The sequence below is a fragment of the Actinomadura rubteroloni genome, from assembly GCF_002911665.1.
Taxonomy (GTDB): domain Bacteria; phylum Actinomycetota; class Actinomycetes; order Streptosporangiales; family Streptosporangiaceae; genus Spirillospora; species Spirillospora rubteroloni.
Genome location: NZ_MTBP01000006.1, coordinates 92,348 through 115,679, shown reverse-complemented (window position 1 = coordinate 115,679; position 23,332 = coordinate 92,348). Strand labels below are relative to the sequence as shown.

Here is a 23,332-nt window from a genome sequence, read left to right as displayed (position 1 = left end):
TCAGGAAGGGCCGTCCGGGATCCGGCGTTGTCCCGAGCGCGAACAGATGCTTACTTGATTACGGCGCCGACGACGGCGCCCTTCGACCCCCGGGGAGGCCGCGGTGGGAATGCCGGGTACCGGCTGGCAGGTCATGGCGTCGTTCCGGAAGGACAGCTCGGTCACGCGCGAGCGGCTGAAGCCCGGCACCGTCCGGCGCATCGCGGGGTACGCGCGTCCCTACACCCGCGAACTGCTGATCTTCCTCGGGCTGAACGCGTTCGGCGCGCTGATCGTCGTCGCCAACCCGCTGCTGCTCAAGTCGATCATCGACCGGGGGATCGTCCCCGGCCACATGCACCTCGTCGTCTGGCTCGCGGTCGCGGTCGCCGGGCTCGCGCTGGTCGAGGCCGTCCTCGGGCTCGCCGAGCGCTGGTTCTCCGCGCGGATCGGCGAAGGACTGATCTACGACCTGCGCACCCAGGTCTTCGCGCACGTCCAGCGGCAGCCGGTCGCGTTCTTCATGCGCGCCCAGACCGGGTCGCTGGTCAGCCGCCTCAACTCCGACGTCATCGGCGCGCAGCGGGCCATCACCAGCACGCTGTCGTCGGTCGTCACCAACGTGATCAGCCTGGTGGTCGTGCTGATCACGATGCTGATCCTGTCCTGGCAGGTCACGCTGATCGCGCTGGCGCTGCTGCCGGTGTTCGTCCTGCCCGCCAAGTGGGTCGGCCGCAAGCTCCAGCGGATCAGCCGCGAGTCGATGCAGCTCGACGCCGAGATGAGCTCGCTCATGACCGAGCGGTTCAACGTGGCGGGCGCGATGCTCGCCAAGCTGTACGGACGGCCCGCCGAGGAGGAGGACCGGTTCTCCGGCCGCGCCGCGCGGGTCCGCGACATCGGCGTCGTCCAGGCCATGTACGGACGGGTGTTCTTCACCGCGCTCACGCTCGTCGCGTCGCTCGCGACCGCGATGGTCTACGGCGTCGGCGGCTCGCTCGTCGTGGACGGCGGCCTCCAGCTCGGCACGCTCGTCGCGCTCGCGACCCTGCTCACCCGGATGTACGGGCCGCTGACGGCGCTGTCCAACGTCCACGTGGACGTGATGACCGCGCTCGTCAGCTTCGACCGGGTCTTCGAGGTGCTGGACCTGAAGCCGCTCATCGACGACCGTCCCGGCGCGCGGGCGCTCCCGGCGGCGCGGCAGGCCCCGGCGGTGGAGTTCGACCACGTCCGGTTCCGCTACCCGGGGGCCGACGAGATCTCGCTCGCGTCGCTGGAGTCGATCGCGCGCGGCGACACGTCGCCGGGCCGCGAGGTGCTGCACGACGTCCACTTCACCGCCGAGCCGGGGCAGATGGTCGCGCTCGTCGGGCCGTCCGGCGCGGGCAAGTCCACGATCACGCACCTGGTGTCGCGGATGTACGACGCGACCGGCGGGTCGGTGCGGGTCGGCGGCACGGACGTCCGGGACGTCACGCTGGAGTCGCTGCGCTCGACCGTCGGCGTCGTCAGCCAGGACGCGCATCTCTTCCACGACACGATCGGGGAGAACATGCGCTACGCCGCGCCGGGCGCCACCGACGCGGAGATCCTCGCCGCGCTGGACGCCGCGCACGTCGGGGACCTCATCGCCGCGATGCCCGACGGGCTCGACACGGTCGTCGGGGACCGCGGCTACCGGCTGTCGGGCGGCGAGAAGCAGCGGCTGGCGATCGCGCGGCTGCTGCTCAAGGCGCCGTCGGTGGTCGTCCTGGACGAGGCCACCGCCCACCTGGACTCGGAGTCGGAGGCGGCGGTGCAGCGGGCGCTGCAGACCGCGCTCGCCGGCCGGACGTCGCTGGTGATCGCGCACCGGCTCTCGACCGTCCGCGAGGCCGACCAGATCCTCGTGATCGACGGCGGCCGGATCGTGGAGCACGGACGGCACGAGGAACTGCTCCTGGAGGGCGGCCTCTACGCCGAGCTGTACCGCACCCAGTTCGCCCGCCAGGGCGAGACCGCGCCGTCCCTCGCCGCCGACTGACGCGCCCGCTACGATGTGAGGCTCGTCACGCCGCCGTGTGGCGCCGCCGCCCCCGGGCAGGGGGCGGAGGCGCAGGTCGGCCGCTCTTCCCGCCGTCGCGGGACGCCGGTCACCCCGGCGACACCCGGGGACGGCACCGTGGCGGGGAGGGGAGAGACCGGCGGGCCGCGTCCCGGGGACGCGCCGGTGCGGGCGCTCCCGGACCGCGAGGAGGGAGTGCCATGCGCATGCCGATCCGCCCCGACCGGGCCATCAGGACCGGACCGGGCCGCTACACCGTGCTGCTCGTCGGACTCGGCGCCGCGGGCGTCGCCATCGGCTGGCTCGGCCCGGACATGGCCGACCGCGCCGCCGTCATCCGCCGTCGCTGAGCGCGTAGCCGAGGCGGGTCAGCTCCGTCTCGGCGACCCGCTCGACCTGGACGACCTGGCGCGGCGACAGCCGGTCGCGCCAGATCCCCGTCTCCGGCTCGGCCGCGCGGCGGTCGCGGGGCCGCACGAGGCCCGCGACGGTCCCGGTGGAGATGTCGGCCGCCAGGTAGGCCGACAGCGTCCGGGCGATCTCGGTCGGGCGCCGGACGAGGTCCTCGTAGCGCAGCGTGAGGAGCTGGTCCTCGGGCGTCTGCGCGCGGAGCCTCGCGCTCAGCCGGACCGCGCCGCGCCAGCGCAGCGCGCACTTCACGGCGGGCGCCGCCGACGGCCAGCGGTCGCGGTCCTCGACGTCCTCGACGCCGAGGAACGGGTTCGGGAACACCGTGTCGAGGTTCGCCAGGCCCGGCCGGAACCACGCCAGGCAGCGCTCGTCGCCGAGCATGTCGGCGACGACGTCGCGGCCGTCGCGGATCACCTGGACGAGTTGGGCGTCGGGGAAGGCGTCCAGCAGGACGTCCGCGCTGTAGAGCAGGTCGGGCGAGGCGTCGCCGAACCGCTCGACGCGCTGCGGCTCCACGCACGGGCCCGTCCGCTCGGCCTCCGCGCGGGACGCGCCCGCGCGCAGCCGCAGCCCGGCCAGCTCCCGGCACTCGGGCGGGCACTCCGCGCACGACCCCGCGGAGATCTGCCACGACTCGGCGTAGGCGTCGCGCAGCACGCGCGCGGCGCCCACGACCCGGTCGGCGGCGATCTGGGGACGGCGCGCGAACGCGTACGTGACGCGCAGGACGCTCGGGCGCCCGGACGTCAGATGGAACCCGGCGGAGCGCTTCACGGCACGGGCGACCAGGTCCGCACCCGAGTGGGGGGCGCCCAGGACGAACACCGGGCGGCGGACCTTCGTGCCGTGGATCACCAGGATGTGCGGCGTGGACCTCATATGACTTCCCAGTTTGTCATCCCGGTGGAGGTGCGCGCGGTTCCTGTGGTGTCCGCCCTCCGGGACATCGGGGGAGTACCCGGACGTACCGGGCCGTAGCCTGGATCTCATGGAGCTTCCCGCCGCCCTCGCCGCCGCGCTGCCGCGGGCGTCGGCGATCACCGTCCTCACCGGAGCGGGGATCAGCACCGACAGCGGCATCCCCGATTTCCGCGGCGCCGAGGGGCTCTGGACGCGGGACCCGAACGCCGCCGAGCGCGCCACGATCGGCGCCTACCTGTCCGATCCTGAGGTCCGCCGGGAGACGTGGCGGATGCGCCGCGACCACGCCGTGTGGGGCGCCGAGCCGAACGCCGGGCACCGCGCGCTGGCGGACCTGGAGCGGGCCGGACGGCTGCGCGCGCTCGTCACGCAGAACATCGACGGGCTGCACCGGCGGGCCGGGTCCGCCGCCGTCCTGGAGATCCACGGGACGATGCTGGAGGCCGAGTGCCTGGCCTGCGGGCTGCGGACGCCGATGCCGGACGTCCTCGCCCGCGTCGCCGCCGGGGAGGACGACCCGCCGTGCCCCGAGTGCGGCGGCGTCCAGAAGGCGGCGACGATCTCGTTCGGGCAGGCGCTGGACCAGGACGTGTTGGACGCCGCCGTCCGCGCCGCCCGCTCCTGTGACCTGTTCCTCGCCGTCGGGACGTCGCTGACCGTCCAGCCCGCCGCCGGGCTGTGCCTGGAGGCCGTGGAGCACGGAGCCGCGCTGATCGTCGTCAACGCCGCCGAGACGCCCTACGACCCGATCGCCGCCGCCGTCGTGCGCGAACCCATCGGAACCGCCCTGCCGGAGCTGGTCGCGGCGGTCCTCGCCCCGCCGTCCTGATCGTTGGCCCTTCGTGACCGGTGACCCCTTTCCCCGGCGGCCAACTCCTGCGATTCTCAGTAGGTCGCACGGGGAGGAGGGGTCGGGTTGGGACACGGGGGAGCCCGCCGGGGGGCGGGCGGGGACGGTTCCGTCCTGCCCTGGACACGCCGTGCCGGCCGCATCGCCGGCGCGTCCGCTTGGACCGCTCCGGGCTGCGGTCCAGCCCCCGAGGGAGGTCCCCGATGACCGGACGGCACGCGCGGCCCGAGCCGACCCACGACGGCACCCTGGACTCGCTGCTGCACCTCGTCGCCGAGAGCCTCGGCTACGCCTGCGCCACGTTCCCCGGCGACGTCGTGCAACTGGAGGGCACCGGGCCGGACGGCCGGTCCAACCGCCTCCACGTCAGCATGCGCACGCTGCGCCAGCTCGCCCGGCTCGTGCCGCGCGACGACTGGCCCGCACTCGTCTCCGACCACGTCACGACGATCGTCACGGCCATCGAGGAGCCGCTGGACCTCAGCGACTTCGACCTCGCCCAGCACCTGCTGCGCACCCGCATCTACCCGGCCGAGGCCGACAACGGCGTGCTGGCGGCGCGGCCGTTCGCGCCCGGTCTCATCGAGGTCGTCGTCGTGGACACGCCGACGACCGTCCGGACGGTCACGACCGACGAGATGGACGGCTGGCCGGTCTCGGGCGACGCGCTGTTCATGCTCGGCCGCGCCAACGTCCGCGCCGACGGGCCGCTGGAGCACGAGGAGCGCGACCTCGCGGGCGTGCGGGTGTCGGTCCTGCACGGCTGGACGTTCTACGCCGTCACGCACCTGGCGTGGCTGGAGGAGTACCTGCCGATGGGGTCGCGGGGCGCGCTGGTCATCGCGCCCAACCGGGGCCTGGTCGTCGCGCACCCGCTGCGTCCGGGCGGCCCGGACGTCCGCGCCCGGTACCGGGCCGCCGCGACGGCGGCGGCCGAGCTGCAGGCGCACGCGCACCGCGCCTACGAGGACGGCCCCGGCTCGCTCAGCCCGCACCTGTACTGGTGGCGCGGCGGCGAGCTGACGCTCCTGGAGACCCGGTACGAGGGCGACGCGCTCGTGCTCCCGCCGGACCTGGTGTCCGTGCTGACGTCGCACGCGGCCGAGCACTGACGCCCGTCGCCGCCCCCGCACCGCCGGGTCAGGGCGACTGCTGGATGTAATCGACGAGGTGCTCGCGCTCGCTCTCCAGCGCGTCGATGGCGCTCTTGACGACGTCGCCGATGCTGACGATGCCGGTGAGCCGCCCGTCCACCACGACGGGCAGGTGGCGGAAGCGGTGCTCGGTCATCGCGCGGCGCACGTCCTCGACGCGGTCGTCGGGGGAGCACGTGCGGACGTGCGCGGTCATGATCTCGGCGACGGTCACGCCGAGCAGCCCGGCGCCGCGCGCGTGCAGGTGGCGGACGACGTCGCGCTCGGACACGATGCCGTGGATCGCGGCGCCGTCGGCCGACACGACGGCGGCGCCGATGTTGTGCTCGGCGAGGACGGACAGCAGGTCGCGGACGGTGGTGGCGGGCGGCACGGTGGCGACGAGGTCGCCCTTCCTCCGCAGGATGTCCCGGATGCGCATGGGGGTCACACTCCGCATTTCCGTTGGGGCGGGTACGGACACGGTCGCATGGATTCGGGGAGCGGAAAAGGCCGTGGCGGGGAACTTGACGTGCGGTGACGGGCACCCCGCTCGCGAAGTGCTCCGACGTCGTCACGTACCGTGATGAATCGGCAGCCGAACCGTACGGAGGAACGACCGTGCCCGCACCCCGCATTGTGATCATCGGAGCCGGGTTCGCCGGCTACAGCGTCGCGCGCCGGCTGGAACGGACGCTCCGCCCGCACGCGGCCCAGATCCGCATCGTGTCGCCGTTCGGCTACACGCTCTACCAGCCGCTGCTGCCGCAGGTCGCGGCCGGCGTGCTGGACCCGCGCTCGATCGCCGGGCCGCTGCACCGGCTGCTGCGGCACACCCAGCTCGTCCCGGGCACCGCGAGCGGCGTGGACCTGCGCGCCCGGACGGTCGACGTCGACACCATCGACGGCCGCACGACCACCCTGCACTACGACCGTCTCGTCGTGTGCCCCGGCAGCGTCACCCGGACGTTCGACATCCCGGGCCTGCACGAGCACGGCCACGGCATGAAGAACCTCGCCGAGGCCGTCTACCTGCGCGACCACGTCGTCGCGCAACTGGAGCTGGCGAGCATCGCGCGCGACCCCGCCGAGCGGGCGGCGCGGTGCGGCTTCCTCGTCGTCGGCGGCGGCTACTCCGGCGTGGAGACGGCCGCGAACCTGCAACTGCTCACCGCGCAGGCCATGCGGCGCTTCCCCCGGCTGGACCCGGCGCTGCTGAGCTGGACGCTCGTGGACGTCGCCGACCGCCTCCTGCCCGAACTCGGCGGACGGCTCGGCGAGGTGGCGCGGCGCAAGCTCGGGGAGCGCGGCGTCGACATCCGGCTCGGCGTGAGCCTGGACCGGCTGACCGAGGACGAGGCCGTCCTCACCGACGGCCGCGTCCTGCCCTGCCGGACGGCGGTCTGGACGGCCGGGGTCAAGCCCGCGCCGTTCGTCGGCGCGATGGCGGCGCCGACCGAGCGCGGCCGGCTGATCGTCGGTGCGAACCTGGTCCTTGAGGGCCGTCCGGACGTGTTCGCGCTGGGCGACGCCGCCGCCGTCCCCGACCTGGCGAAGGGCAACGGCGCCGTCTGCCCGCCGACCGCGCAGCACGCGAGCCGCCAGGCGGAGGTGGCGGCGGACAACGTCGTCGCCTCACTGCGCGGCGCCGACCTCACCGAGTACCGCCACCGCGACCTCGGCCTGGTGGTGGACCTCGGCGGCGGTCAGGCGGTGGCCCGCCCGCTCGGCCTCGGCCTCACCGGCCTCCCGGCGCAGGCCGTCACGAGCGGCTACCACCTGCTGACCGTCCCGGGCCTGCGCGCCAAGGCCCGCGTCCTCAGCAACTGGACCCTGCACCGCCTCGGCGGCGACGACCTGATCCGCCTCGGCTTCCTCGACACCCGCACCGGAGCCCTCGCCGACCTCGAACACACCGCCTAGCCGAGGTTGAGGCGGGCCAGGCGGCGCATCGCGGCGGGCGAGACGCGGGCGAGGAGGTGGGCCAGGCGCGCCTCGGGGGTGACGGGCACCACCGCGCGGTCGCGGCGGACCGCGGCGACGATCTGCTCGGCGACGCGTTCGGGGCCGAAGCCGCGCAGCGCGTAGGCGCGGGACGCGCGGCGGCGGTCGGTCTCCTGGTCGGCGTCGCTGCGGCCGACGAAACGGGACGTCCGGGTGATGTTGGTGTTCACGATCCCCGGGCAGATCGCCGTGACGCCGATGCCGTCGCCGCGCAGCTCGGCGCGCAGGCACTCGGTCAGCATGAGGACGGCGGCCTTGCTCGTCGCGTAGGCGGGCAGCGTCCGCGACGGCGTGAAGGCCGCCGCCGACGACGTGTTGACGATGTGGCCGCCCTCGCCGCGCGCCTTCATCTGCGCCGCGAACAGCCGGGAGCCGTGGACGACGCCCCACAGGTTCACGTCGAGGACGCGTTTCCAGTCGTCCTCGGTGTGGTCGAGGAACGAGCCCGCCATGCCGATCCCGGCGTTGTTGACGACGACGTTGGGGACGCCGAGGTCGTGCTCGACGGCCTTGGCGAAGTCCTCCATCGCGGCGCGGTCGGACACGTCGACCTCGCGGGCGTGCGCGGCCGGGCCGAGCAGGCCCGCCAGCTCGGCGGTCCGGCGGGCGGCGGCGCCGTCGACGTCGGCCGCGACGACCTCGGCGCCGCGCTCGGCGAAGGCCAGCGCGGTCGCGCGGCCGATGCCGCTGCCCGCGCCGGTCACCACGACGAGCGCGCCCTCGAACGGACGCCGGTCCGCGCCGACCCGGGCGCGGCGGACGGCGCGCTCCTGCGCCGGGGCGAGCGGCGCGCCGGTGACGCGTCCGATGTGCTCGGCGATCCAGCGGGCGACGACGTCCGGACGGCTGCGCGGCACCCAGTGCCCGGCCGCGATCGTCCGCAGCGACAGGTCCGGGACGTGCGCGCCGAGCCCGCCGACGAGGTGCGGCGACACGAACCGGTCCCGCGTCGGGACGATCACCTGCGTCGGCACCGCGGTGCTCGGGTCGCGGGGCCGCAGGAGCCGCTCCGCCATGTTGGCGCGGTAGAGCCCGACCCCGGCCGAGCCGTCGCGCGGCAGCGTCCGGGCGGGATGGCCGGGACGCGGCGCGACGCCCTCGCCCGTCTCCAGCGCGCGGGCGAACGGCCGTCCGATCCCCGCGCGCCACAGCGCCTCGGGCACCAGCGGCGTCTGGAAGAACCCGATGTACCAGGACCGCAGGCCCTGCCCGGCGAGGCGCCGCAGGTTCCGGGGCGTGGGCCGGCGCAGCTTGCCGCGCGTCCAGCGGCCGACGTGGTCCAGGGACGGCCCGGAGATCGAGGTGAACGACGCGAACCGGTCCGGCATCGTCCGGACGGCCTCCCACGACTGGATCGACCCCCAGTCGTGCCCGACGAGGTGGACTTTGCGGTCGGGCGCGGCGGCGTCCAGCACGGCCCGCAGGTCCGCCATGAGGTAGGCGAAGGTGTAGCGGCGGCGTCCGTACGGCCGCGACGACGCGCCGGACCCGCGCACGTCGTACCGGACGACGTGGAACCGATCGACCAGCCGCGCCGCGACCTCGTCCCACACGGCGTGCGTGTCGGGGTAGCCGTGGACGAGCAGCACGGTCGGCAGGGCCGGGTCGCCCTGCTCGTAGACGGCGAGGTCGACGCCGTCGCCGCGCACGCGCCGGACCCGGACGTCCCCGGTGCTCACGACTCCGCCCGCGCGGCCCAGCGGCGGACGTGGGGCAGGTCGTCGTCGAGCCAGTACGCGTCGTCCTCGGTGACGACGAGCAGTTCCTCGAACTTCACGCCGACGCCCCGGAACCCGATGTGCGGCTCGACGGCCCACAGGCCCGGCGTCGGCGGATGCTGGGACTGCCGGGCGCCGTTCCACAGCGGCGACCGTCCGGCCAGGCGCTCCTTGACCAGCTCGCGCCCGATCGTCTGGAGGAACCGGACGCCGAACGGGAACGCGACGCCCTTCGGCAGCAGCCCGCCGATCACGCCGACCTGGTGCCCGATGACGCGCCCGGGGTACTTGCGGTGCCGGTTCTGGTAGCCCTGCCGGTCGATGAGGGCGTCCACCTCGGCGTAGATGTCGGCGAACCGGCGGCGCTCGCGGACGAGCCCGAGGATCAGCTCGCGGTGCGCGGCGAGGTCGGCGTCGACCTGCTCCCACACGCGGTTCTCGCCGAGGACGCCCGCGTACCCGATGTCGGCGCAGTAGCCGTCCCGGACGGGCGCGAAGTCGAGGATGTAGGGCATCCCCTCTTCCAGCCGGACGTTGGTCGGGAGGAACTGGGTCGGGATCCGGAAGCCCCGGAAGGCCGTCCGGTCGCCGAACCAGGCGAAGGGGACGTGCAGCCAGTCGTCCACGCCGTGGTCGAGCAGCCAGCGGCGCATGCGGCGGCACGCCTCGCGTTCGGTCACGCCGGGCTCCAGCGTGGCGGCGACCTCGTCGGCGCACTGGTAGCAGAGGCGCTGGATCTCGCGGAACCGGTCGAGTTCCGCGGCGTCGTCGGTACGGGCGAGCGCGACTTTATTGGACACGGTGTTAATTAACCGCCTGCACTGAACCAGGGTCAAGCCGTACGGTAAGTGACGCAGGCCACATTAACACCAAACCCGACAAAGCCGAGATGCGAACCTCGTCCCGTACCGACAAAACCAGCAGCCCCAGGAGCACCACGAGTGCCGAAAACCCGCACCTGCCCGCCGGAAAGACCTTTTAGTACGGGTCGTAGCCGGCGGACCGGGCGGCGGGCGAGCGGTGGATGTACTCCAGGGCCTTCGGCGTGGAGCAGATCTGCGACGGGTGGTGCGACGGCTTGAGGTAGATGGGCGCCTCGCCGAGCAGCAGCTTGAAGATCCCGGGCACGTGCCCCCGGCGCACCGACCGCCGGTAGGCGATCAGGACGCGCGGCAGCGAGACGCGCTTGACGGTCGGGTCCTGCTTGAGCAGGTACAGCGAGCCGCCGATCAGCGCCCAGTAGAGGAAGAACAGCGACACCACCCAGGCGAGGACGCGGGTCGGGTAGCGTCCGCCGAGCGCCTGGAAGACGTCGAACACGACGGACCGGTGCTCGACCTCCTCGGCGCCGTGCCAGCGCAGCAGGTCGAGCATGGTCGGGTCGATCCCGGCCTTGTCGAGCCGGTCGTCCTCCATGAGCCACTGGCCGAGGACGGCCGTGTAGTGCTCGATGGACGCGACGGCCGCCAGCTCGAACCGGAGGCGCCGCCGCCAGGCGCGCGGGTTCTTCTTCTTGAGCGCGGCCATCTGCGCGGGCCGGTCGGCGTTGCCCTTGGCCGCCGCCTCGGTGATCTTGCTGACGTCGATGCCGTTGGCGCTGAGGATCTGGTCGAGGACGCCCTGGTGCGAGCGGGCGTGCACCATCTCCTGCCCGATGAAGCCCTTGATCTCCTCCAGGAGCTGCTCGTCCTTGATGTAGGGACGGGCGTCCTTCACGCACTGGATGAACCACTTCTCGCCCTCGGGCAGGACGATGTGGAACGAGTTGATGATGTGCGTGGCGACCGGGTCGCCGGGGATCCAGTGCAGCGGCGTCTTCGTCCAGTCGAAGGAGACCCGGCGCGGCCGGATCGGAGGGTGCCGCTCGTCGATCGCGGACGCGGGGCTCTCGGGCGTCGACCTCGTCATTCTCACTCCTCACATCCGTACCGTGTCCGACGAAGGGTACAGACAAGACCTACCGCGCAGTACGGAGAGCGACCAATTAAATCGGACACAGTGCGCGGACGCGTGCGTTCTGTCCGCGGGTGACAAAGTCTCAGGTCGCGATGCGCCCGGCCCCGGTGTAGACGTTCATCGACTCGCCGCGCAGGAAGCCCACGAGCGTCAGCCCGGCGTCCTCGGCGAGGTCCACCGCGAGCGACGACGGCGCCGACACCGCCGCCAGCACGGGGATCCCGGCCTGCGCCGCCTTCTGCGTCAGCTCGAAGGACGCGCGCCCGCTCACCATGAGGATCCGTCCCGACAGCGGCAGCAGGCCGGCGCGCAGCGCCCAGCCGACGACCTTGTCGACGGCGTTGTGGCGGCCGACGTCCTCGCGGACGGCCAGCGGTTCCCCCGCCGCGTCGAACAGCCCGGCGGCGTGCAGCCCGCCCGTCCGGTCGAAGACGCGCTGCGCCGCGCGGAGCCGGTCGGGCAGGGACGCGAGGACGGCGGCGGTGACCGTGACGGGGTCGGCGGCGACGTCGTAGGGCCGCTCGGCCGCCAGCGCCTCGATGCTGGACTTGCCGCACACGCCGCACGCGCTCGTCGTCGTGAACGCCCGCGTCAGCGCCGCCTCGGGCGGGCGGACGCCGGGCGCGAGCACGACGTCCAGGGTGTTCTGCTCGGTCGTGTCGGCGCAGTACCGCAGCGCGGCGACGTCGCCGGGGCCGCCGATGATCCCCTCGGCGGCGAGGAAGCCCGTCACGAGGTCGAAGTCGGCGCCGGGCGTCCGCATCGTGATCGTCAGCGGACGTCCCGCCACGCGGATCTCCAGCGGCTCCTCGACGGCGAGCGTGTCGGGCCGCCGGCCGGCCGCTCCGGTGGTGCTCAGCCGCAGGACCGGCCTGCGCACGGTGATCCGCCCCATGAGGGCACGCTACCCCGGAACTCCGCGCGGACGCGGCGTCCGCCAGCCGTACCGCAGCGCGAGCAGCCGCAGCGCGAACGCCAGCGCCGCCGCCCCGGCCGTCACCGCGCCGCCGCCCGCCCCGAGCACCTGCGTCACCGCGACGACGGACGCGCCGAGCGCGGCGGGCAGCGCGTAGAGCTGCCGGTCGTACAGGACGGACGGGATCTGCCCGCTCAGCACGTCCCGCAGCACGCCGCCGCCGACGGCCGTGACGACGCCGAGCAGCACCGCGTGCGCCGGCGACAGCCCGTAGGCGAGGGCCTTCTCCGTCCCGGTCGCGCAGAACAGGCCGAGCCCGGCGGCGTCGAAGAACAGGACGGCGGGCAGCAGCCGCGTCACCTGCGGATGCCAGAAGAAGACGAGCGCGGACGCGGCGAGCGGCATCACGACGTACCCGACGCTGGTGAACGCCTTCGGCGGGACGGCCCCGATCGCGACGTCCCGCAGGATCCCGCCGCCGAGCGCGGTCGCCCCGGCGAGGACGGCCATCCCGACCAGGTCGAGCCGCTGCCGGACGGCCGTGAGCGCGCCCGACAGCGCGAACACGAAGATGCCCGCGAGGTCCAGCGCGGCGAGGACGCCCATGAAGACGATCATGCCCGGGAGCGGGCGCGCCGTCACCGCCGCCCGTCGATGTTCCAGTTCGCGACGATCGCGGCGAACGGCGGGATGACCATCGCGACGACGGCCATGACGACGGCGGCGGGCACCGAGAAGCGCCACACGACCGTCCAGGCCAGGACGAACAGGACCAGGCAGACGCCCATCATGATCCCGTACGCGACCTTGCGCCGTCTCATGCTTCCACCGTACGCGCTGGGAGATCGCCGCGAACCGCGCGGACACTGCGTGGGATCGGCCGGGGACGCTTCGATACGTTCGGGACTGAAACCGAATCGGACTTGGGAAGGACGCCTGGATGGATCTGTTCAGCCTCGCCGGGAAGACCGCGCTGGTCACCGGAGGAACCCGAGGGATCGGCCTGATGATCGCCCGCGGCCTGCTCCAGGCGGGTGCGGCGAAGGTCGTCATCAGCTCCCGGAAGGCCGAGGCGTGCGAGAAGGCCGCCGCCGAGCTGTCCCCGTACGGGACGGTGACGGCGATCCCCGCCGACGTCAGCACCGAGGCCGAGTGCGTGCGCCTCGCCGAGGCGGTGACGGCCGAGCTGGACGGCGGCGCGCTGCACGTGCTGGTCAACAACGCCGGGGCGACCTGGGGCGCGCCGCTGGAGGAGTTCCCGGCGGCGGCGTGGGACAAGGTCGTGGACCTCAACCTGAAGTCGCCGTTCTACCTCACCCGGGCGCTGCTGCCCGCGCTGCGCGCGGCGGCGGTCGAGGGCGACCCGGCGCGCGTGATCAACATCGGGTCGGTGGACGGCATCATGACGCCCGGCGAGCGCTACGCCTACACGACGAGCAAGGCCGGGGTGCACCAGCTCACCCGCGTCCTCGCCAAGGAGCTCGGGCCGCAGCAGATCACCGTGAACGCCGTCGCGCCCGGCCCGTTCGAGTCCAAGATGATGGCGGCGACGCTGGACGCGTTCGGCGAGATCATCAGCGAGACGGTGCCGCTGAAGCGCATCGGCCGTCCGGACGACATGGCGGGCGTCGCGGTGTTCCTGGCCAGCCGCGCCGGGTCGTACGTCAACGGCGCGGTCATCCCGGTGGACGGCGGGCTCACCACCCTGTGACGCGCGGGCCGCGGGGGACCGTCCTCCGCGGCTCACTCGAACAGCGAGTGGTGCTCGCCGCGCCGGCGCCGCCGGACCACCCGCCGGCCGACGACCACGACGTCGGCGAGCGCGACGGCGGCGATCACCGCCATCACGATCCCGAGCCAGGGCAGCCCGGCGGCGAAGCTCAGCACGGCGAGCGCGACGCTCGCGGCGAGGCCGAACGCGGCCAGCGCGAGCCGCAGGTTCAGCGGGCTGCGGCCCCACGGCGCGCCGCCGAGCGCGCTGCCGCGCTCCACCCCGTGCCGCCGTCCGTTCTCGGTGTCGCGCTCGGTCTTCATGGCGCCCCCCTGCCCGGTGCTATGGCGTGACATGCAGGAATTCGAGGCTTTCGCCGGAAGCGCATGATCGCCCGCTCGCGGGTACCAACCGGTCGTGACGGGACGACGGGACGCGGGAGCGCGTGTGCGGGGGGCGAGACGGGCCGTGGCGGTCGCGGCGACCGCCGCGCTCTGCTTCGCGCTGTACGTCGCGCTGATCTCCGAGATCGTCTGGCCGCAGCTCGTCGTGGCGGGCGTCGCCGCCGTGGTCGCCTCGGCCGCCGGGTACGCCGCCGCGCGGCTGCTGACCAGCGGCCCGGAGCGTCCCGAGCCCGCCCGGCGCGGCGGCGCGGCGCGGGCCGTCGCGGCGCTGCCGGTGCAGATCGTCGCGGACGCGCGGTGGCTGGCGCTGCCGGTGCCGTCCGGCGCGCGCGCCGAGTTCCGCGGCCCCGCGCCCGCCGGACCGGACTGGACGGGCGTCGTCACGCTGCTGCTGTCGGCCGCGCCCGGGACGTTCGTCACGCAGGTCGATCCGGAGCGGGGCGTGTTCGTCCTGCACCGGCTGGCGTCCGGCCCCGACCTGGTCGAACGGGGGCTCGGCCGGTGAGCGGCGGCGTGCGCGCCGAGTGGGCGCTGCCCGCGCTGGTCCTGCTCGCCGGGGGCCTCGCGCCGTGCCTCGGCGCGCTGCTGCGCGGCGGCCCGCTGGCCCGGCTCGCCGCGCTGAGCGCCGCCGGGACGATCGCGACGCTGCTGCTCGTCCTGCTGTCGGTCGCCTACGCCCGTCCCGCCTACCTCGACGCCGCGCTGCTGCTGGCCCTGCTGTCCCTCGCGGGCGTCCTCGTCTACGCCCGCTTCTTCGGGAGAATCCTGTGAGCGCCTGTGCCGCGGGCGCGCGGGGAACACCATGAGCGCGGGGTTGGTGTTCGTGTGGGCGGGGGTCTCGGTCGCTGTCGTCTCGGCGGTGCGGCTGCTCGCGAACCCGGGTGTGCACGGTCGGCTGCATCTGTCGGGGCCGGTGGCGGTGCTCGCGGCGCCGCTCGTCACGGTGGGGCTGCTGCTGGCGCCGGACGCGCGGACGACGTGGCACGACGGCGTGAAGATCGTGGTCGTCGCGCTGCTCGTCGTGCTCAGCGGGCCCGCCGCCGTCGTCGCGACGGCGCGCGCCGCGCATCCGCGCCGGACGGACGGCGACGGCGATGGCTGACGCGCTCGTCGTCGCCGCGCTGCTGCTCACCGCCGGGGCCGCGACCGGGGTCGTGCTGACGCGCGATCCGGGACGGCAGGCGATCGTCCTGTCCGGGTACGGGCTCGCGCTCGGCGTGCTGTTCGTCGTCCTCCAGGCCCCGGACGTCGCGATGTCGCAGATCGGCGTCGGCACCGTCGTCCTGCCGCTGCTGGTCGTGCTCGCCCTGCGCGCCGCGCGGTCGGCGGGGAGGGCCGCGCGGCGCCGCGCCGAGCGCGAGCGGGAGGACGGCGCGTGACGCCCCGCGCCCGCGCCGCCCTGTTCTTCGCGGGGGCCGCCGGGATCGCCGTGCTGCTGATCCGCGCCCTGCCCGGACTGCCGGCCTTCGGGCTCGGCGCGCACCCGTACGGCGCGCGGGCCGTCCGCGCCGGGACGGACCAGGACACCCCCAACATCATCGCGTCGGTCAACTTCGACCAGCGCGCGCTGGACACGGTCGGGGAGGAACTGATCCTGTTCGCGGCGGCGCTCGGCGCGGTGGTGCTGCTGCGCGCCGTCCGCGACGAGCGGCTGCGCGCGGGCGGCGACCTGCGGCACGGCCCCGCCGACGTGTTCGACGCGCTCCGCCTGACCGGCGCGCTGCTGCTGCCGGTGACGCTCGTCGTCGGCGCGTACGTCGTGGCGAACGGCTACTCCTCGCCCGGCGGCGGGTTCCAGGGCGGCGTCGTGCTCGCGAGCGCGCTGCACCTGGTCTACCTGGCCGGGGACTACCCGGCGCTGAAGCGGCTGCGGCCGATCCCGCCGTTCGAGATCGCCGAGTCGTCGGCCGCCGCGCTGTTCGTCGTGTCCGCGCTCGCGGCCGGGGCGCTGACGGCGACCGAGCGCGGCGCGCGGACGGTCCCGTGGCTCAACGCGGTCGTCGGCGCCGAGGTCGCGTGCGGGTTCGTCATCGTGCTCGCCCGGTTCTTCGAGCAGGCGCTGGAGATCAGGCCGCGCCGGAAGGAGGCCCGGTGAGCTGGGCGGTCTACCTCGTCCCGCTGTGGATCCTGCTCGTCGGCGTGTACGGGGTCGCGACGACGCGGGACCTCGTCCACGCGATCGTGTGCGTGTCGGTGGCGCAGTCGTCCACGTACGTCCTGCTGCTGCTCGTCGGCTACCACAAGGGCGGGACGTCGCCGGTGTTCTCCGACATCGCGCCCGGGTCCCGTCCGGTCACCGACCCGGTCGTGCAGGCGATGGCGCTCACCGACATCGTCGTCGGAGCGACGATCACCGCGATGCTGCTGGCGCTGGCCGTCCAGGTCGCCAAGCGGCGCGGCACGCTGGACCCGGGCCGGCTGCGGTCGCTGGAGAGCGCCGCGCCGCGGGAGCCCCGGTGATCCTCCAGACGGCGATCGGCCTGCCGTGCGGCGCCGCCGCGCTGCTGGCCGCCGCCGGACGGCTGCTGCCCCGCCGCGTGGTCGACGCGTGCGCCGCCGCCGTCGTCCTCGCACTGTGCGGGCTGCTCGGCGCCGTCCTGGCCCGGACGCGCGGCGGGCCGCTCACCGAATGGCCCGGCGGGTGGTCGCCGCGCACCGGGGCGCCGGGGATCGCGCTCGTCGCCGACCCGTTCGCGGCGGGCCTCGCGCTGACGATCGCGGTGCTCGCGCTCGCGTCGCTGGTCTACACGTGGCGTTTCTTCACCGAGGTCCACGCGGCGTTCCACGCGCTGCTCCTGCTGTTCACCGGCGCGATGTGCGGGTTCGTGCTGACCGGCGATCTGTTCGACCAGTTCGTGTTCTACGAGCTGATGAGCGTGATCGCGGTCGTCCTCACCGGCTACCTGCCCGAGGAGCCGAAGACCGTCCACGGCGCGCTGAACTTCGGCGTCGTCGCCTCGCTCGGCGGGACGCTCACGCTCACCGGCATCGGCCTGCTGTACGCGCGGACGGGCGAGCTGAACCTGCTCGTCCTCGGCGACCATGTGGGCGCGTCCCGCGACGCGCTGACGACCGCCGGGTTCGTGCTGGTCGCGACGGGCTTCCTGGTGAAGGCGGCGGCCGTCCCGTTCCACTTCTGGCTGGCCGACGCGCACGCCGTCGCCCCGACGCCCGTCTGCGTGCTGTTCTCCGGCGTCATGGTGGAACTCGGGGTCTACGCCATCGCGCGGCTGTACTGGACGGTCTTCGCCGGCGGCGCGATCGCGGCCGGACGGTCCCTGGCCGTCCTCGGCGCGCTCACCGCGCTGCTCGGCGCCGTCATGTGCGTCACGCAGCGGCACATCAAGCGGCTGCTGGCCTACTCCACGATCAGTCACGCCGGGCTGCTGCTGGTCGGCGTCGCGCTGCTGGACCGCCACGCCCTCGCCGGCGCCGCCTGCTACCTGCTCGGCCACGCCGGGGCGAAGGCGGGCCTGTTCCTCGCGGCGGGCACGCTGCTCAACCGGTTCGGCTCGGTGGACGAGGACGGCCTGCACGGGCGCGGACGCGGGCTGCGCGTCACCGGGCCGGTGTTCCTGCTCGGCGGGCTCGGGCTCGCGGGGCTGCCGCCGTCCGGCCTGTGGGCGGGCAAATCGGTCATCGAGCACGCGGCGGGGGAGCGCGGCTGGTGGTGGGTGACGCCGGTCGCGCTCGCGGTGTCGGCGCTCACGGGCGGCGCGGTGCTGCGGGTGTGGCTGCACGTGTTCCGGGGCGCGGGCCGCCCGGCCGCGCACGGCGCGTCGGACGAGAAGGCCGAGACCGGGCGCGAGCTGCCGCGCACCCCGTGGACGATGACCCTCCCCGCGCTTCTCCTGGCCGCCGCCGGGCTGCTGCTCGGCCTTCTGCCCGGCCTGGACCGCGCGCTGACGGCCGGGGCCGCCGTCTTCACCGACACGGCGGCGCTGCACGCGGCGGTGCTCGGGGGCGTCCGCGAGCCCGTCCCGCATCCGGCGGCGACGCCGTTCGCGAGCCCGGACGGCCTGGCCCTGGCGTTCGCGGGCGTCGCGCTCGCCGCGCTCGTCGCATGGACGGGCCTGCGGCGCGGCGAGGGACGGGTGACGGGCCGCCTGGTCCGGCCGCTGCACCTCCTCCACTCGGGCCACGCGGGCGACTACGCGGCCTGGCTCGCCGCCGGGACGGCCGTGTTCGCCGCGCTCCAGCTCTGGCGGTGACCAGTCCGATACCACTTGTTTGTTGATCGTTTGGCATGTTCCGTGAAATACCTGCCCAGGTGATCGGCCCTCCCGCTCCCCTCCGGCTCACCCGGTACGCCCGTGGCGGTGGCGGTGCCGGACGCCTCCCGCCCGCCGTCCTGGACCGCCTCGCCGGCCCCGCCGCCGAGACCCACGGCGACGCCGCCGTCCTGCTCCCGCCCGCCGGACGGCCCGGCGAGCACGCGGTCGTCTCGGCCGCCGCGTTCTGCGCGCCGGTCGTGGACGACCCCTACGACTGGGGCCGGATCGCCGCCGCCGACGCGTTCTCGCCCGTCTACGCGGCCGGCGGCCGGCCCGTCATGGCGCTGAACCTGCTCACCTGGCCGCACGCCGCGCTCGGCGACGACCTCGCCCGCGAGGTGCTGCGCGGCGGCCGGGACGGCGCGGCGGCGGCCGGGTGCGTCATCGCGGGCGGCCACGGCGCCGACGGCACCGAGCCGACCTACGGGCTCGCCGTCACCGGCGTCGCCGACCCGGGCCGGATGCTGCGGCCGGAGGCGGGCGTGCCGGGCGTGCCGCTGTCGCTCACCAAACCGCTCGGCCTCGGCGTCCTCAACGCGCGGCACCGCGCGACCGGCGAGGCGTTCCCGGCGGCCGTCGCGGCGATGACCCGGCTGAACGCCGCCGCGTCCGGCCTGGCCCTGGCCGGCGGTGTCGCGTGCGCGGGCGCGGTCGGCGGGACGGGCCTGCTCGGCCAGCTCTACCGGATCGCCCGCGCGAGCGGCGTCACGGCCGTGGTCGAGGCCGCCGCCGTCCCCTACCTCGACGGCGCCCGCGCGTCGGCCCGCGACGGGTTCGTCCCGCCCGGCACGCACCACAACCTCGCCTGGGTCGCCGACCGGACCGACTTCGGCCGGATCGCCGAGGACGAGCGGCTGCTGCTCGCCGACGCCCAGACCTCCGGCGGCCTGCTGCTGGCCGGGGAGATCCCGGGCGCGCCGGTGATCGGCGAGCTGGTCCCGCGCGGGGAGGCGCTGCTGGTCGTCCGCTGATCAGTCGCGGCGCAGCACCGGGCGCAGCGCGTCCAGGACGGCCGGGTCCTCGATCGTGGACGGCACCGGGACGTCCTCCCCGTCGGCGATCCCGCGCATCGCGCCGCGCAGGATCTTCCCCGAGCGCGTCTTCGGCAGCGCGGGCACCACCGCGACCTCCCGCAGCGCCGCGACCGGGCCGATCCGCGCCCGCACCAGCGCCACCAGCTCGCCCGCCAGCGCCGCCGGATCGGCGTCCGCGCCCGCCTTGAGCACGACGAACCCGCGCGGGACCTGGCCCTTGACCGGGTCGCCGACGCCGATCACCGCGCACTCGGCCACCGCCGGATGCCCCGACAGCGCCTCCTCCATCGACCCGGTGGACAGCCGGTGCCCGGCCACGTTGATGACGTCGTCGGTGCGGCCCATGATCCAGACGTAGCCGTCGGCGTCGACGTGGCCGCCGTCGCCGGTGAGGTAGTGGCCGGGATGGCGGGTCAGGTAGGACTCCACGAACCGCTCGTCGTCCTGCCACAGCGTCGGGAGCGTGCCCGGCGGGAGCGGGAGCCGCAGCACGACGTCGCCGTCCACGCCCGGCGGGACCGGGTCGCCGTCCGGGCCGAGGACGCGCACCGCGAAGCCCGGCACCGGCACCGACGGCGACCCCGGCTTGACCGGCAGCTCCTCCAGCCCGCGCGGGTTCGCCACGATCGGCCAGCCCGTCTCGGTCTGCCACCAGTGGTCCACGACCGGGCGGCCGAGCGTCCCGGCCGCCCACCGGTACGTCTCGGGGTCCAGGCGCTCCCCGGCGAGGAACAGCGCCTCCAGCGCCGACAGGTCGTGCCCGGTGGCCAGCCGCCCGGACGGGTCCTCGCGGCGGATCGCGCGGATCGCGGTCGGCGCGGCGAGCAGCACGTTCACCCGGTGCTCGGCCGCGACCCGCCAGAACGCGCCCGCGTCCGGCGTCCCGACCGGCTTGCCCTCGTACAGGACGGTCGTGCAGCCCGTCAGCAGCGGCCCGTACACGATGTAGGAGTGCCCGACGACCCAGCCGACGTCCGACGCCGCCCAGAACACGTCGCCCGGACGAGCCCCGTACACGTTCTCCATCGACCAGCGCAGCGCCACCGCGTGCCCGCCGTTGTCGCGGACGACGCCCTTGGGCCGCCCGGTCGTCCCGGACGTGTAGAGGATGTAGAGCGGATCGGTCGCCGCGACCGGGACGCAGTCGGCGGGCTCGGCGGCGGCGACGGCCTCGTCCCAGTCCACGTCGCGGGGGCACGCCAGCGGGGCCCGCAGCGCGTCCCGCTGCTTGATCACGCAGTGCCGCACCGGGTGCGACGCCAGGCGCAGCGCCTCGTCCAGCAGCGGCTTGTACGGGACGACACGCGACCCCTCGATCCCGCACGACGCCGACACGACCGCCTTCGGCCGCGCGTCGTCGATCCGCAGCGCCAGCTCCCGCGCCGCGAACCCGCCGAACACCACCGAGTGGACGGCCCCGATCCGCGCGCAGGCCAGCATCGCCACGACCGCCTCGGGGATCATCGGCATGTAGAGCACGACGCGGTCGCCCGTGCGCACGCCGAGCGCTAACAGGGCGCCCGCGAACCGCGCGGTCAGGTTCGTCAGCTCCCGGTAGGTGTAGGTGCGGGCGGTCCCGGTGACGGGGCTGTCGTAGATCAGCGCGGGCTGCGCGCCGCGCCCCTCGGCGACGTGCCGGTCGAGCGCGTTGTCGCAGGTGTTCAGCTCGCCGCCGGTGAACCAGCGGTAGAACGGCGGGGCGCCGTCGTCCAGCACCCGGTCCGGCGGGACGAGCCACCGGACGTCGCGGGCCGCGAGCCCCCAGAAGCGGGTGGGATCGGTGATGCTGCGCTCGTACGCCGCCCCGTAGACGCCCATGTGGTCCTCCCCGTGCCGGGACGCGCCCCGTCCTCGGTTCGGGGCGCCTCCCTAATAGGCACGTGGGGTGCGCCCGGCGTCAAGGGGTGCGGTGACACCGATGACGCCGCGAGTCAGGCGGGACGGGTGTCACCGTGTGGGACGCCCGGGAACCGGCGGCGAAAAGCCGACAAGGACGGAATCCGCCGATTCTCGCCCGCGGCCGCGGCGGTCGTCCCCGGTCCCGAGGTTCGGTGAGAATTTCACTTGGTGAGCGGGACCGTCTTTCGCGGCGGGCTCCGCCCTCCCTAGGGTTGTGCCACGGATCCTCGGCCGCCCGGTACCGCAACGGAGATCCGTCCCCACGCCGTTCACCCCGGGAGGGGTCAGCCCTGATGCAGGTCGTCGTCACCGCCGGCCACGCGGGCCACGGGAAGTCCGCCCTCGTGCGGGCCCTCACCGGCCGCGACCCGGTGCCGCTCGCGCCCGGCGACGCCAGCGGGCTCGCCGCCGCGTGGACGGACCTGCCGTCCGGCACCCGGCTCGCGTTCGTGGACACCCCCGGCGGCCCGCGCTCGGTCCCGGCGATGGCCGTCGCCGCCGGGTCGGCGACCGCCGCGCTGATCGCCGTCGCCGCCGACGAGGGCTGGCGCGAGCAGACCGGCGCGCACGTCGCGGCGCTGGACGCGCTCGGCGTGCGGCACGCGGTCCTCGCCGTCACCCGCGCCGACGTCGCCGACCCCCGGCCCGCGCTGCGCCAGGCCCGCGACCGGCTCGCCGCGACCGGGCTGCGCGGCGCCGAGGCCGTCGCGGTGAGCACGGCCGGCGGCACCGGCCCGGACGACCTGGTCGCCGCGCTGGACCGGCTCGCCGCGCGGCTGCCGGTGCCCGACCCCGCCGCGCCCGTCCGGTTCTGGATCGACGGCGCGTGCCGGTCGGGCGCGGTGCCCGGCGTGCCCGCGACCGTGCTCGTCACCGGGACGCTCGGCGCGGGCACGGTCGCGGCGGGCGACGAGCTGCTGCTCCTGCCGGCGGGCGCGCGGGTGCGGGTGCGGGCCGTCCGGTCCGGCGGGGCGCCGAGCCCGAGCGCGCACGGCGTCGCGCGGATCTCGCTCGTCCTGCCCGACTCGGTGCGCGCCGCGCCCGGCATGGCGCTGGTGACGCCCGGCGCGTGGACCCACACGACCGCCGTGGACGTGCGGACCCGCTCGGGCGAGGCGTCCGGACGGCTGCCGCGCCGGATGGTCCTGCACACCGGGTCCACGACCGTCCGCGTCCGGCTGCACCCGCTCGGCCCCGACACCGCGCGGCTCACGCTGAACGCGCGGCTGCCCCTGCACGCCGGGGACGCCGCGCTGCTGCGCGACCCGGAGCGGGGCGTGCTCGCGGGCGCGCACGTGCTGGACGTCCGGCCGCCGCCGCTGCTCGGGCGCGGCGCGGCGGCGGCCCGCGCGCGGGAGCTGGCGTCCTGGCCCGACCGCCCGGACGGCGTCGCGGTCCTGCGCCGGCGCGGCGTCCTGCGGCGCGCGGAGCTGGCCGCGCTGGGCTGCCCGGTCCCCGCCGGGGCGGTCGAGCCCTGCCCGGACTGGGTCGCCGACCCGGCCGCGTGGACGGACCTGCGCGCCCGCCTGGCCGCCGCTGCCGTCCGGCACGCCGCCGACCGTCCGGACGCGCCCGGCCTGCCGGTCGAGACGGCGCGGCTGCGGCTCGGCCTGCCGTCCCGCGACCTGGTCGCCGCGCTCGCCCGCGCCCCCGGCGAGCCCGGACTGCGGGTGGCGGGCGGACGCGTCCACGGCCCGCCGCCCCCGCTGCCGCCCGGCGTCGCCGCCGCCGTGGCGCGGCTCGCCGGGGACCTGCGGCCCGCGCCGTTCGGGGCGCCGCCCGCCGAACGGCTCGCCGAGCTGGGCCTGACCGGCGGGGCGCTGGACGCCGCCGAACGCGCCGGGGCCGTCCTGCGGCTCGCGGGCGACGTCGTGCTGCTGCCCGGCGCGGACCGCGCGGCGCTGCGCGTCCTCTCAGACCTGCCGCAGCCGTTCACCCCGGCGGACGTGGGCGCGGCGCTGACGACGTCCCGGCGGGTGGCCGTCGCGCTGCTGGAGCACCTGGACCGCATGGGCCTCACCCACCGCGTGCCGCCGAAAACCGATTGATCTTCCCCGGCCCGGTTCTGTGTCATA

25 protein-coding genes are annotated in these 23,332 nt (G+C 75.2%); 15 read left to right on the top strand and 10 right to left on the bottom strand.

The annotated features are described in order from the left end of the window. The first annotated feature begins 109 nt into the window (after positions 1-109). Both BTM25_RS28560 and BTM25_RS29870 read left to right on the top strand, forming a co-directional pair. Positions 110-2,005: an ABC transporter ATP-binding protein gene (locus BTM25_RS28560; RefSeq protein WP_103566744.1), complete on the top strand. Its 1,896-nt coding sequence runs from the start codon at positions 110-112 to the stop codon at positions 2,003-2,005. A 221-nt stretch (positions 2,006-2,226) separates the two neighbouring features. Beyond that, positions 2,227-2,376: a hypothetical protein gene (locus tag BTM25_RS29870; RefSeq protein ID WP_168212272.1), complete on the top strand. Its 150-nt coding sequence runs from the start codon at positions 2,227-2,229 to the stop codon at positions 2,374-2,376. Here the strand turns inward: BTM25_RS29870 and BTM25_RS28555 are convergent. After that, the gene (locus tag BTM25_RS28555) at positions 2,360-3,316 is read right to left on the bottom strand and encodes a sulfotransferase family protein (RefSeq protein ID WP_103566742.1); all 957 of its coding nucleotides are present in this window, start codon (positions 3,314-3,316) and stop codon (positions 2,360-2,362) included. The genes BTM25_RS29870 and BTM25_RS28555 overlap by 17 nt on opposite strands. A 109-nt stretch (positions 3,317-3,425) precedes the next feature. On the opposite strand from BTM25_RS28555, the gene BTM25_RS28550 reads away from it, so the two are divergent. Both BTM25_RS28550 and BTM25_RS28545 read left to right on the top strand, forming a co-directional pair. Then, complete coding sequence (locus tag BTM25_RS28550; RefSeq protein WP_103566740.1) at positions 3,426-4,187, top strand: SIR2 family NAD-dependent protein deacylase; 762 nt, start codon at positions 3,426-3,428, stop codon at positions 4,185-4,187. A 224-nt stretch (positions 4,188-4,411) separates the two neighbouring features. Next, positions 4,412-5,320 (top strand): hypothetical protein, encoded by a 909-nt coding sequence (locus BTM25_RS28545; protein ID WP_103566738.1) that lies wholly within the window; start codon positions 4,412-4,414, stop codon positions 5,318-5,320. 28 nt (positions 5,321-5,348) lie between these two features. On the opposite strand, the gene BTM25_RS28540 is transcribed toward BTM25_RS28545, so the two are convergent. After that, positions 5,349-5,783, bottom strand: a complete 435-nt coding sequence (locus BTM25_RS28540; protein ID WP_103566736.1) for a CBS domain-containing protein — start codon at positions 5,781-5,783, stop codon at positions 5,349-5,351. Between the two features lie 179 nt (positions 5,784-5,962). Here BTM25_RS28540 and BTM25_RS28535 point away from each other — a divergent pair, with 179 nt between their 5' ends. Continuing rightward, positions 5,963-7,264: an NAD(P)/FAD-dependent oxidoreductase gene (locus BTM25_RS28535; RefSeq protein WP_103566885.1), complete on the top strand. Its 1,302-nt coding sequence runs from the start codon at positions 5,963-5,965 to the stop codon at positions 7,262-7,264. Here the strand turns inward: BTM25_RS28535 and BTM25_RS28530 are convergent. The 6 genes from BTM25_RS28530 to BTM25_RS28505 form a co-directional block, all read right to left on the bottom strand. Further along, entirely contained in the window at positions 7,261-9,024 is a 1,764-nt protein-coding gene (locus tag BTM25_RS28530; protein WP_103566735.1) for an SDR family oxidoreductase, read from the bottom strand. The two genes, BTM25_RS28535 and BTM25_RS28530, sit on opposite strands and share 4 nt — an antisense overlap. Continuing rightward, entirely contained in the window at positions 9,021-9,863 is an 843-nt protein-coding gene (locus BTM25_RS28525; RefSeq protein ID WP_103566733.1) for a M24 family metallopeptidase, read from the bottom strand. The genes BTM25_RS28530 and BTM25_RS28525 overlap by 4 nt, the downstream gene beginning before the upstream one ends. Positions 9,864-10,041: 178 nt before the next feature. Next, positions 10,042-10,971 carry a metal-dependent hydrolase gene (locus tag BTM25_RS28520; RefSeq protein WP_103566732.1) on the bottom strand — a complete coding sequence of 310 codons (930 nt, stop codon included), beginning with the start codon at positions 10,969-10,971 and terminating at the stop codon, positions 10,042-10,044. Between the two features lie 130 nt (positions 10,972-11,101). Next, positions 11,102-11,914 carry a formate dehydrogenase accessory sulfurtransferase FdhD gene (fdhD, locus tag BTM25_RS28515; RefSeq protein WP_103566730.1) on the bottom strand — a complete coding sequence of 271 codons (813 nt, stop codon included), beginning with the start codon at positions 11,912-11,914 and terminating at the stop codon, positions 11,102-11,104. Between the two features lie 9 nt (positions 11,915-11,923). Beyond that, positions 11,924-12,553 carry a trimeric intracellular cation channel family protein gene (locus BTM25_RS28510; RefSeq protein ID WP_103566884.1) on the bottom strand — a complete coding sequence of 210 codons (630 nt, stop codon included), beginning with the start codon at positions 12,551-12,553 and terminating at the stop codon, positions 11,924-11,926. Between the two features lie 20 nt (positions 12,554-12,573). Then, positions 12,574-12,756 (bottom strand): DUF3099 domain-containing protein, encoded by a 183-nt coding sequence (locus BTM25_RS28505; protein WP_103566729.1) that lies wholly within the window; start codon positions 12,754-12,756, stop codon positions 12,574-12,576. Positions 12,757-12,875: 119 nt separating this feature from the next. Here BTM25_RS28505 and BTM25_RS28500 point away from each other — a divergent pair, with 119 nt between their 5' ends. Continuing rightward, positions 12,876-13,646 (top strand): SDR family oxidoreductase, encoded by a 771-nt coding sequence (locus BTM25_RS28500; protein WP_103566727.1) that lies wholly within the window; start codon positions 12,876-12,878, stop codon positions 13,644-13,646. A 32-nt stretch (positions 13,647-13,678) separates the two neighbouring features. On the opposite strand, the gene BTM25_RS28495 is transcribed toward BTM25_RS28500, so the two are convergent. Beyond that, positions 13,679-13,969 (bottom strand): DUF6343 family protein, encoded by a 291-nt coding sequence (locus tag BTM25_RS28495; protein ID WP_205648320.1) that lies wholly within the window; start codon positions 13,967-13,969, stop codon positions 13,679-13,681. A 124-nt stretch (positions 13,970-14,093) separates the two neighbouring features. Here BTM25_RS28495 and BTM25_RS29865 point away from each other — a divergent pair, with 124 nt between their 5' ends. The 8 genes from BTM25_RS29865 to selD are packed head-to-tail and all read left to right on the top strand — an operon-like array spanning position 14,094 to position 19,295. Continuing rightward, positions 14,094-14,555 carry a hypothetical protein gene (locus tag BTM25_RS29865; protein ID WP_168212271.1) on the top strand — a complete coding sequence of 154 codons (462 nt, stop codon included), beginning with the start codon at positions 14,094-14,096 and terminating at the stop codon, positions 14,553-14,555. After that, positions 14,552-14,821: a monovalent cation/H+ antiporter complex subunit F gene (locus tag BTM25_RS29860; protein WP_168212270.1), complete on the top strand. Its 270-nt coding sequence runs from the start codon at positions 14,552-14,554 to the stop codon at positions 14,819-14,821. The genes BTM25_RS29865 and BTM25_RS29860 overlap by 4 nt, the downstream gene beginning before the upstream one ends. Positions 14,822-14,852: 31 nt before the next feature. Continuing rightward, complete coding sequence (locus BTM25_RS28485) at positions 14,853-15,152, top strand: monovalent cation/H(+) antiporter subunit G (protein WP_103566725.1); 300 nt, start codon at positions 14,853-14,855, stop codon at positions 15,150-15,152. Further along, the gene (locus tag BTM25_RS28480; protein WP_103566724.1) at positions 15,145-15,429 is read left to right on the top strand and encodes a DUF4040 domain-containing protein; all 285 of its coding nucleotides are present in this window, start codon (positions 15,145-15,147) and stop codon (positions 15,427-15,429) included. Before BTM25_RS28485 ends, BTM25_RS28480 begins: the two co-directional genes overlap by 8 nt. Next, positions 15,426-16,145, top strand: coding sequence for an MnhB domain-containing protein (locus tag BTM25_RS28475; RefSeq protein WP_103566722.1), 720 nt, complete (start codon positions 15,426-15,428; stop codon positions 16,143-16,145). The genes BTM25_RS28480 and BTM25_RS28475 overlap by 4 nt, the downstream gene beginning before the upstream one ends. Continuing rightward, entirely contained in the window at positions 16,142-16,510 is a 369-nt protein-coding gene (locus tag BTM25_RS28470; RefSeq protein WP_103566721.1) for a sodium:proton antiporter, read from the top strand. The genes BTM25_RS28475 and BTM25_RS28470 overlap by 4 nt, the downstream gene beginning before the upstream one ends. Next, a complete protein-coding gene (locus BTM25_RS28465; protein ID WP_103566719.1) occupies positions 16,507-18,261 on the top strand; it encodes a complex I subunit 5 family protein in 1,755 nt (584 codons plus the stop codon). The genes BTM25_RS28470 and BTM25_RS28465 overlap by 4 nt, the downstream gene beginning before the upstream one ends. Positions 18,262-18,320: 59 nt before the next feature. After that, entirely contained in the window at positions 18,321-19,295 is a 975-nt protein-coding gene (gene selD / locus BTM25_RS28460) for a selenide, water dikinase SelD (RefSeq protein ID WP_235828753.1), read from the top strand. On the opposite strand, the gene BTM25_RS28455 is transcribed toward selD, so the two are convergent. Next, positions 19,296-21,176 (bottom strand): propionyl-CoA synthetase, encoded by a 1,881-nt coding sequence (locus BTM25_RS28455; protein WP_103566716.1) that lies wholly within the window; start codon positions 21,174-21,176, stop codon positions 19,296-19,298. It lies immediately after the preceding gene. 374 nt (positions 21,177-21,550) lie between these two features. Here BTM25_RS28455 and BTM25_RS28450 point away from each other — a divergent pair, with 374 nt between their 5' ends. Continuing rightward, a complete protein-coding gene (locus BTM25_RS28450) occupies positions 21,551-23,305 on the top strand; it encodes a SelB domain-containing protein (RefSeq protein ID WP_103566714.1) in 1,755 nt (584 codons plus the stop codon). Positions 23,306-23,332 lie beyond the last annotated feature (27 nt).

Bases quoted from the DNA above. Each gene is read 5' to 3' on its own strand.
- BTM25_RS28560 (WP_103566744.1), top strand. From the start codon at position 110: ATGCCGGGTACCGGCTGGCAGGTCATGGCGTCGTTCCGGAAGGACAGC.
- BTM25_RS29870 (WP_168212272.1), top strand. From the start codon at position 2,227: ATGCGCATGCCGATCCGCCCCGACCGGGCCATCAGGACCGGACCGGGC.
- BTM25_RS28555 (WP_103566742.1), bottom strand. From the start codon at position 3,316: ATGAGGTCCACGCCGCACATCCTGGTGATCCACGGCACGAAGGTCCGC.
- BTM25_RS28550 (WP_103566740.1), top strand. From the start codon at position 3,426: ATGGAGCTTCCCGCCGCCCTCGCCGCCGCGCTGCCGCGGGCGTCGGCG.
- BTM25_RS28545 (WP_103566738.1), top strand. From the start codon at position 4,412: ATGACCGGACGGCACGCGCGGCCCGAGCCGACCCACGACGGCACCCTG.
- BTM25_RS28540 (WP_103566736.1), bottom strand. From the start codon at position 5,783: ATGCGCATCCGGGACATCCTGCGGAGGAAGGGCGACCTCGTCGCCACC.
- BTM25_RS28520 (WP_103566732.1), bottom strand. From the start codon at position 10,971: ATGACGAGGTCGACGCCCGAGAGCCCCGCGTCCGCGATCGACGAGCGG.
- fdhD (WP_103566730.1), bottom strand. From the start codon at position 11,914: ATGGGGCGGATCACCGTGCGCAGGCCGGTCCTGCGGCTGAGCACCACC.
- BTM25_RS28510 (WP_103566884.1), bottom strand. From the start codon at position 12,553: ATGATCGTCTTCATGGGCGTCCTCGCCGCGCTGGACCTCGCGGGCATC.
- BTM25_RS28505 (WP_103566729.1), bottom strand. From the start codon at position 12,756: ATGAGACGGCGCAAGGTCGCGTACGGGATCATGATGGGCGTCTGCCTG.
- BTM25_RS28500 (WP_103566727.1), top strand. From the start codon at position 12,876: ATGGATCTGTTCAGCCTCGCCGGGAAGACCGCGCTGGTCACCGGAGGA.
- BTM25_RS28495 (WP_205648320.1), bottom strand. From the start codon at position 13,969: ATGAAGACCGAGCGCGACACCGAGAACGGACGGCGGCACGGGGTGGAG.
- BTM25_RS28485 (WP_103566725.1), top strand. From the start codon at position 14,853: ATGAGCGCGGGGTTGGTGTTCGTGTGGGCGGGGGTCTCGGTCGCTGTC.
- BTM25_RS28480 (WP_103566724.1), top strand. From the start codon at position 15,145: ATGGCTGACGCGCTCGTCGTCGCCGCGCTGCTGCTCACCGCCGGGGCC.
- BTM25_RS28455 (WP_103566716.1), bottom strand. From the start codon at position 21,176: ATGGGCGTCTACGGGGCGGCGTACGAGCGCAGCATCACCGATCCCACC.
- BTM25_RS28450 (WP_103566714.1), top strand. From the start codon at position 21,551: ATGCAGGTCGTCGTCACCGCCGGCCACGCGGGCCACGGGAAGTCCGCC.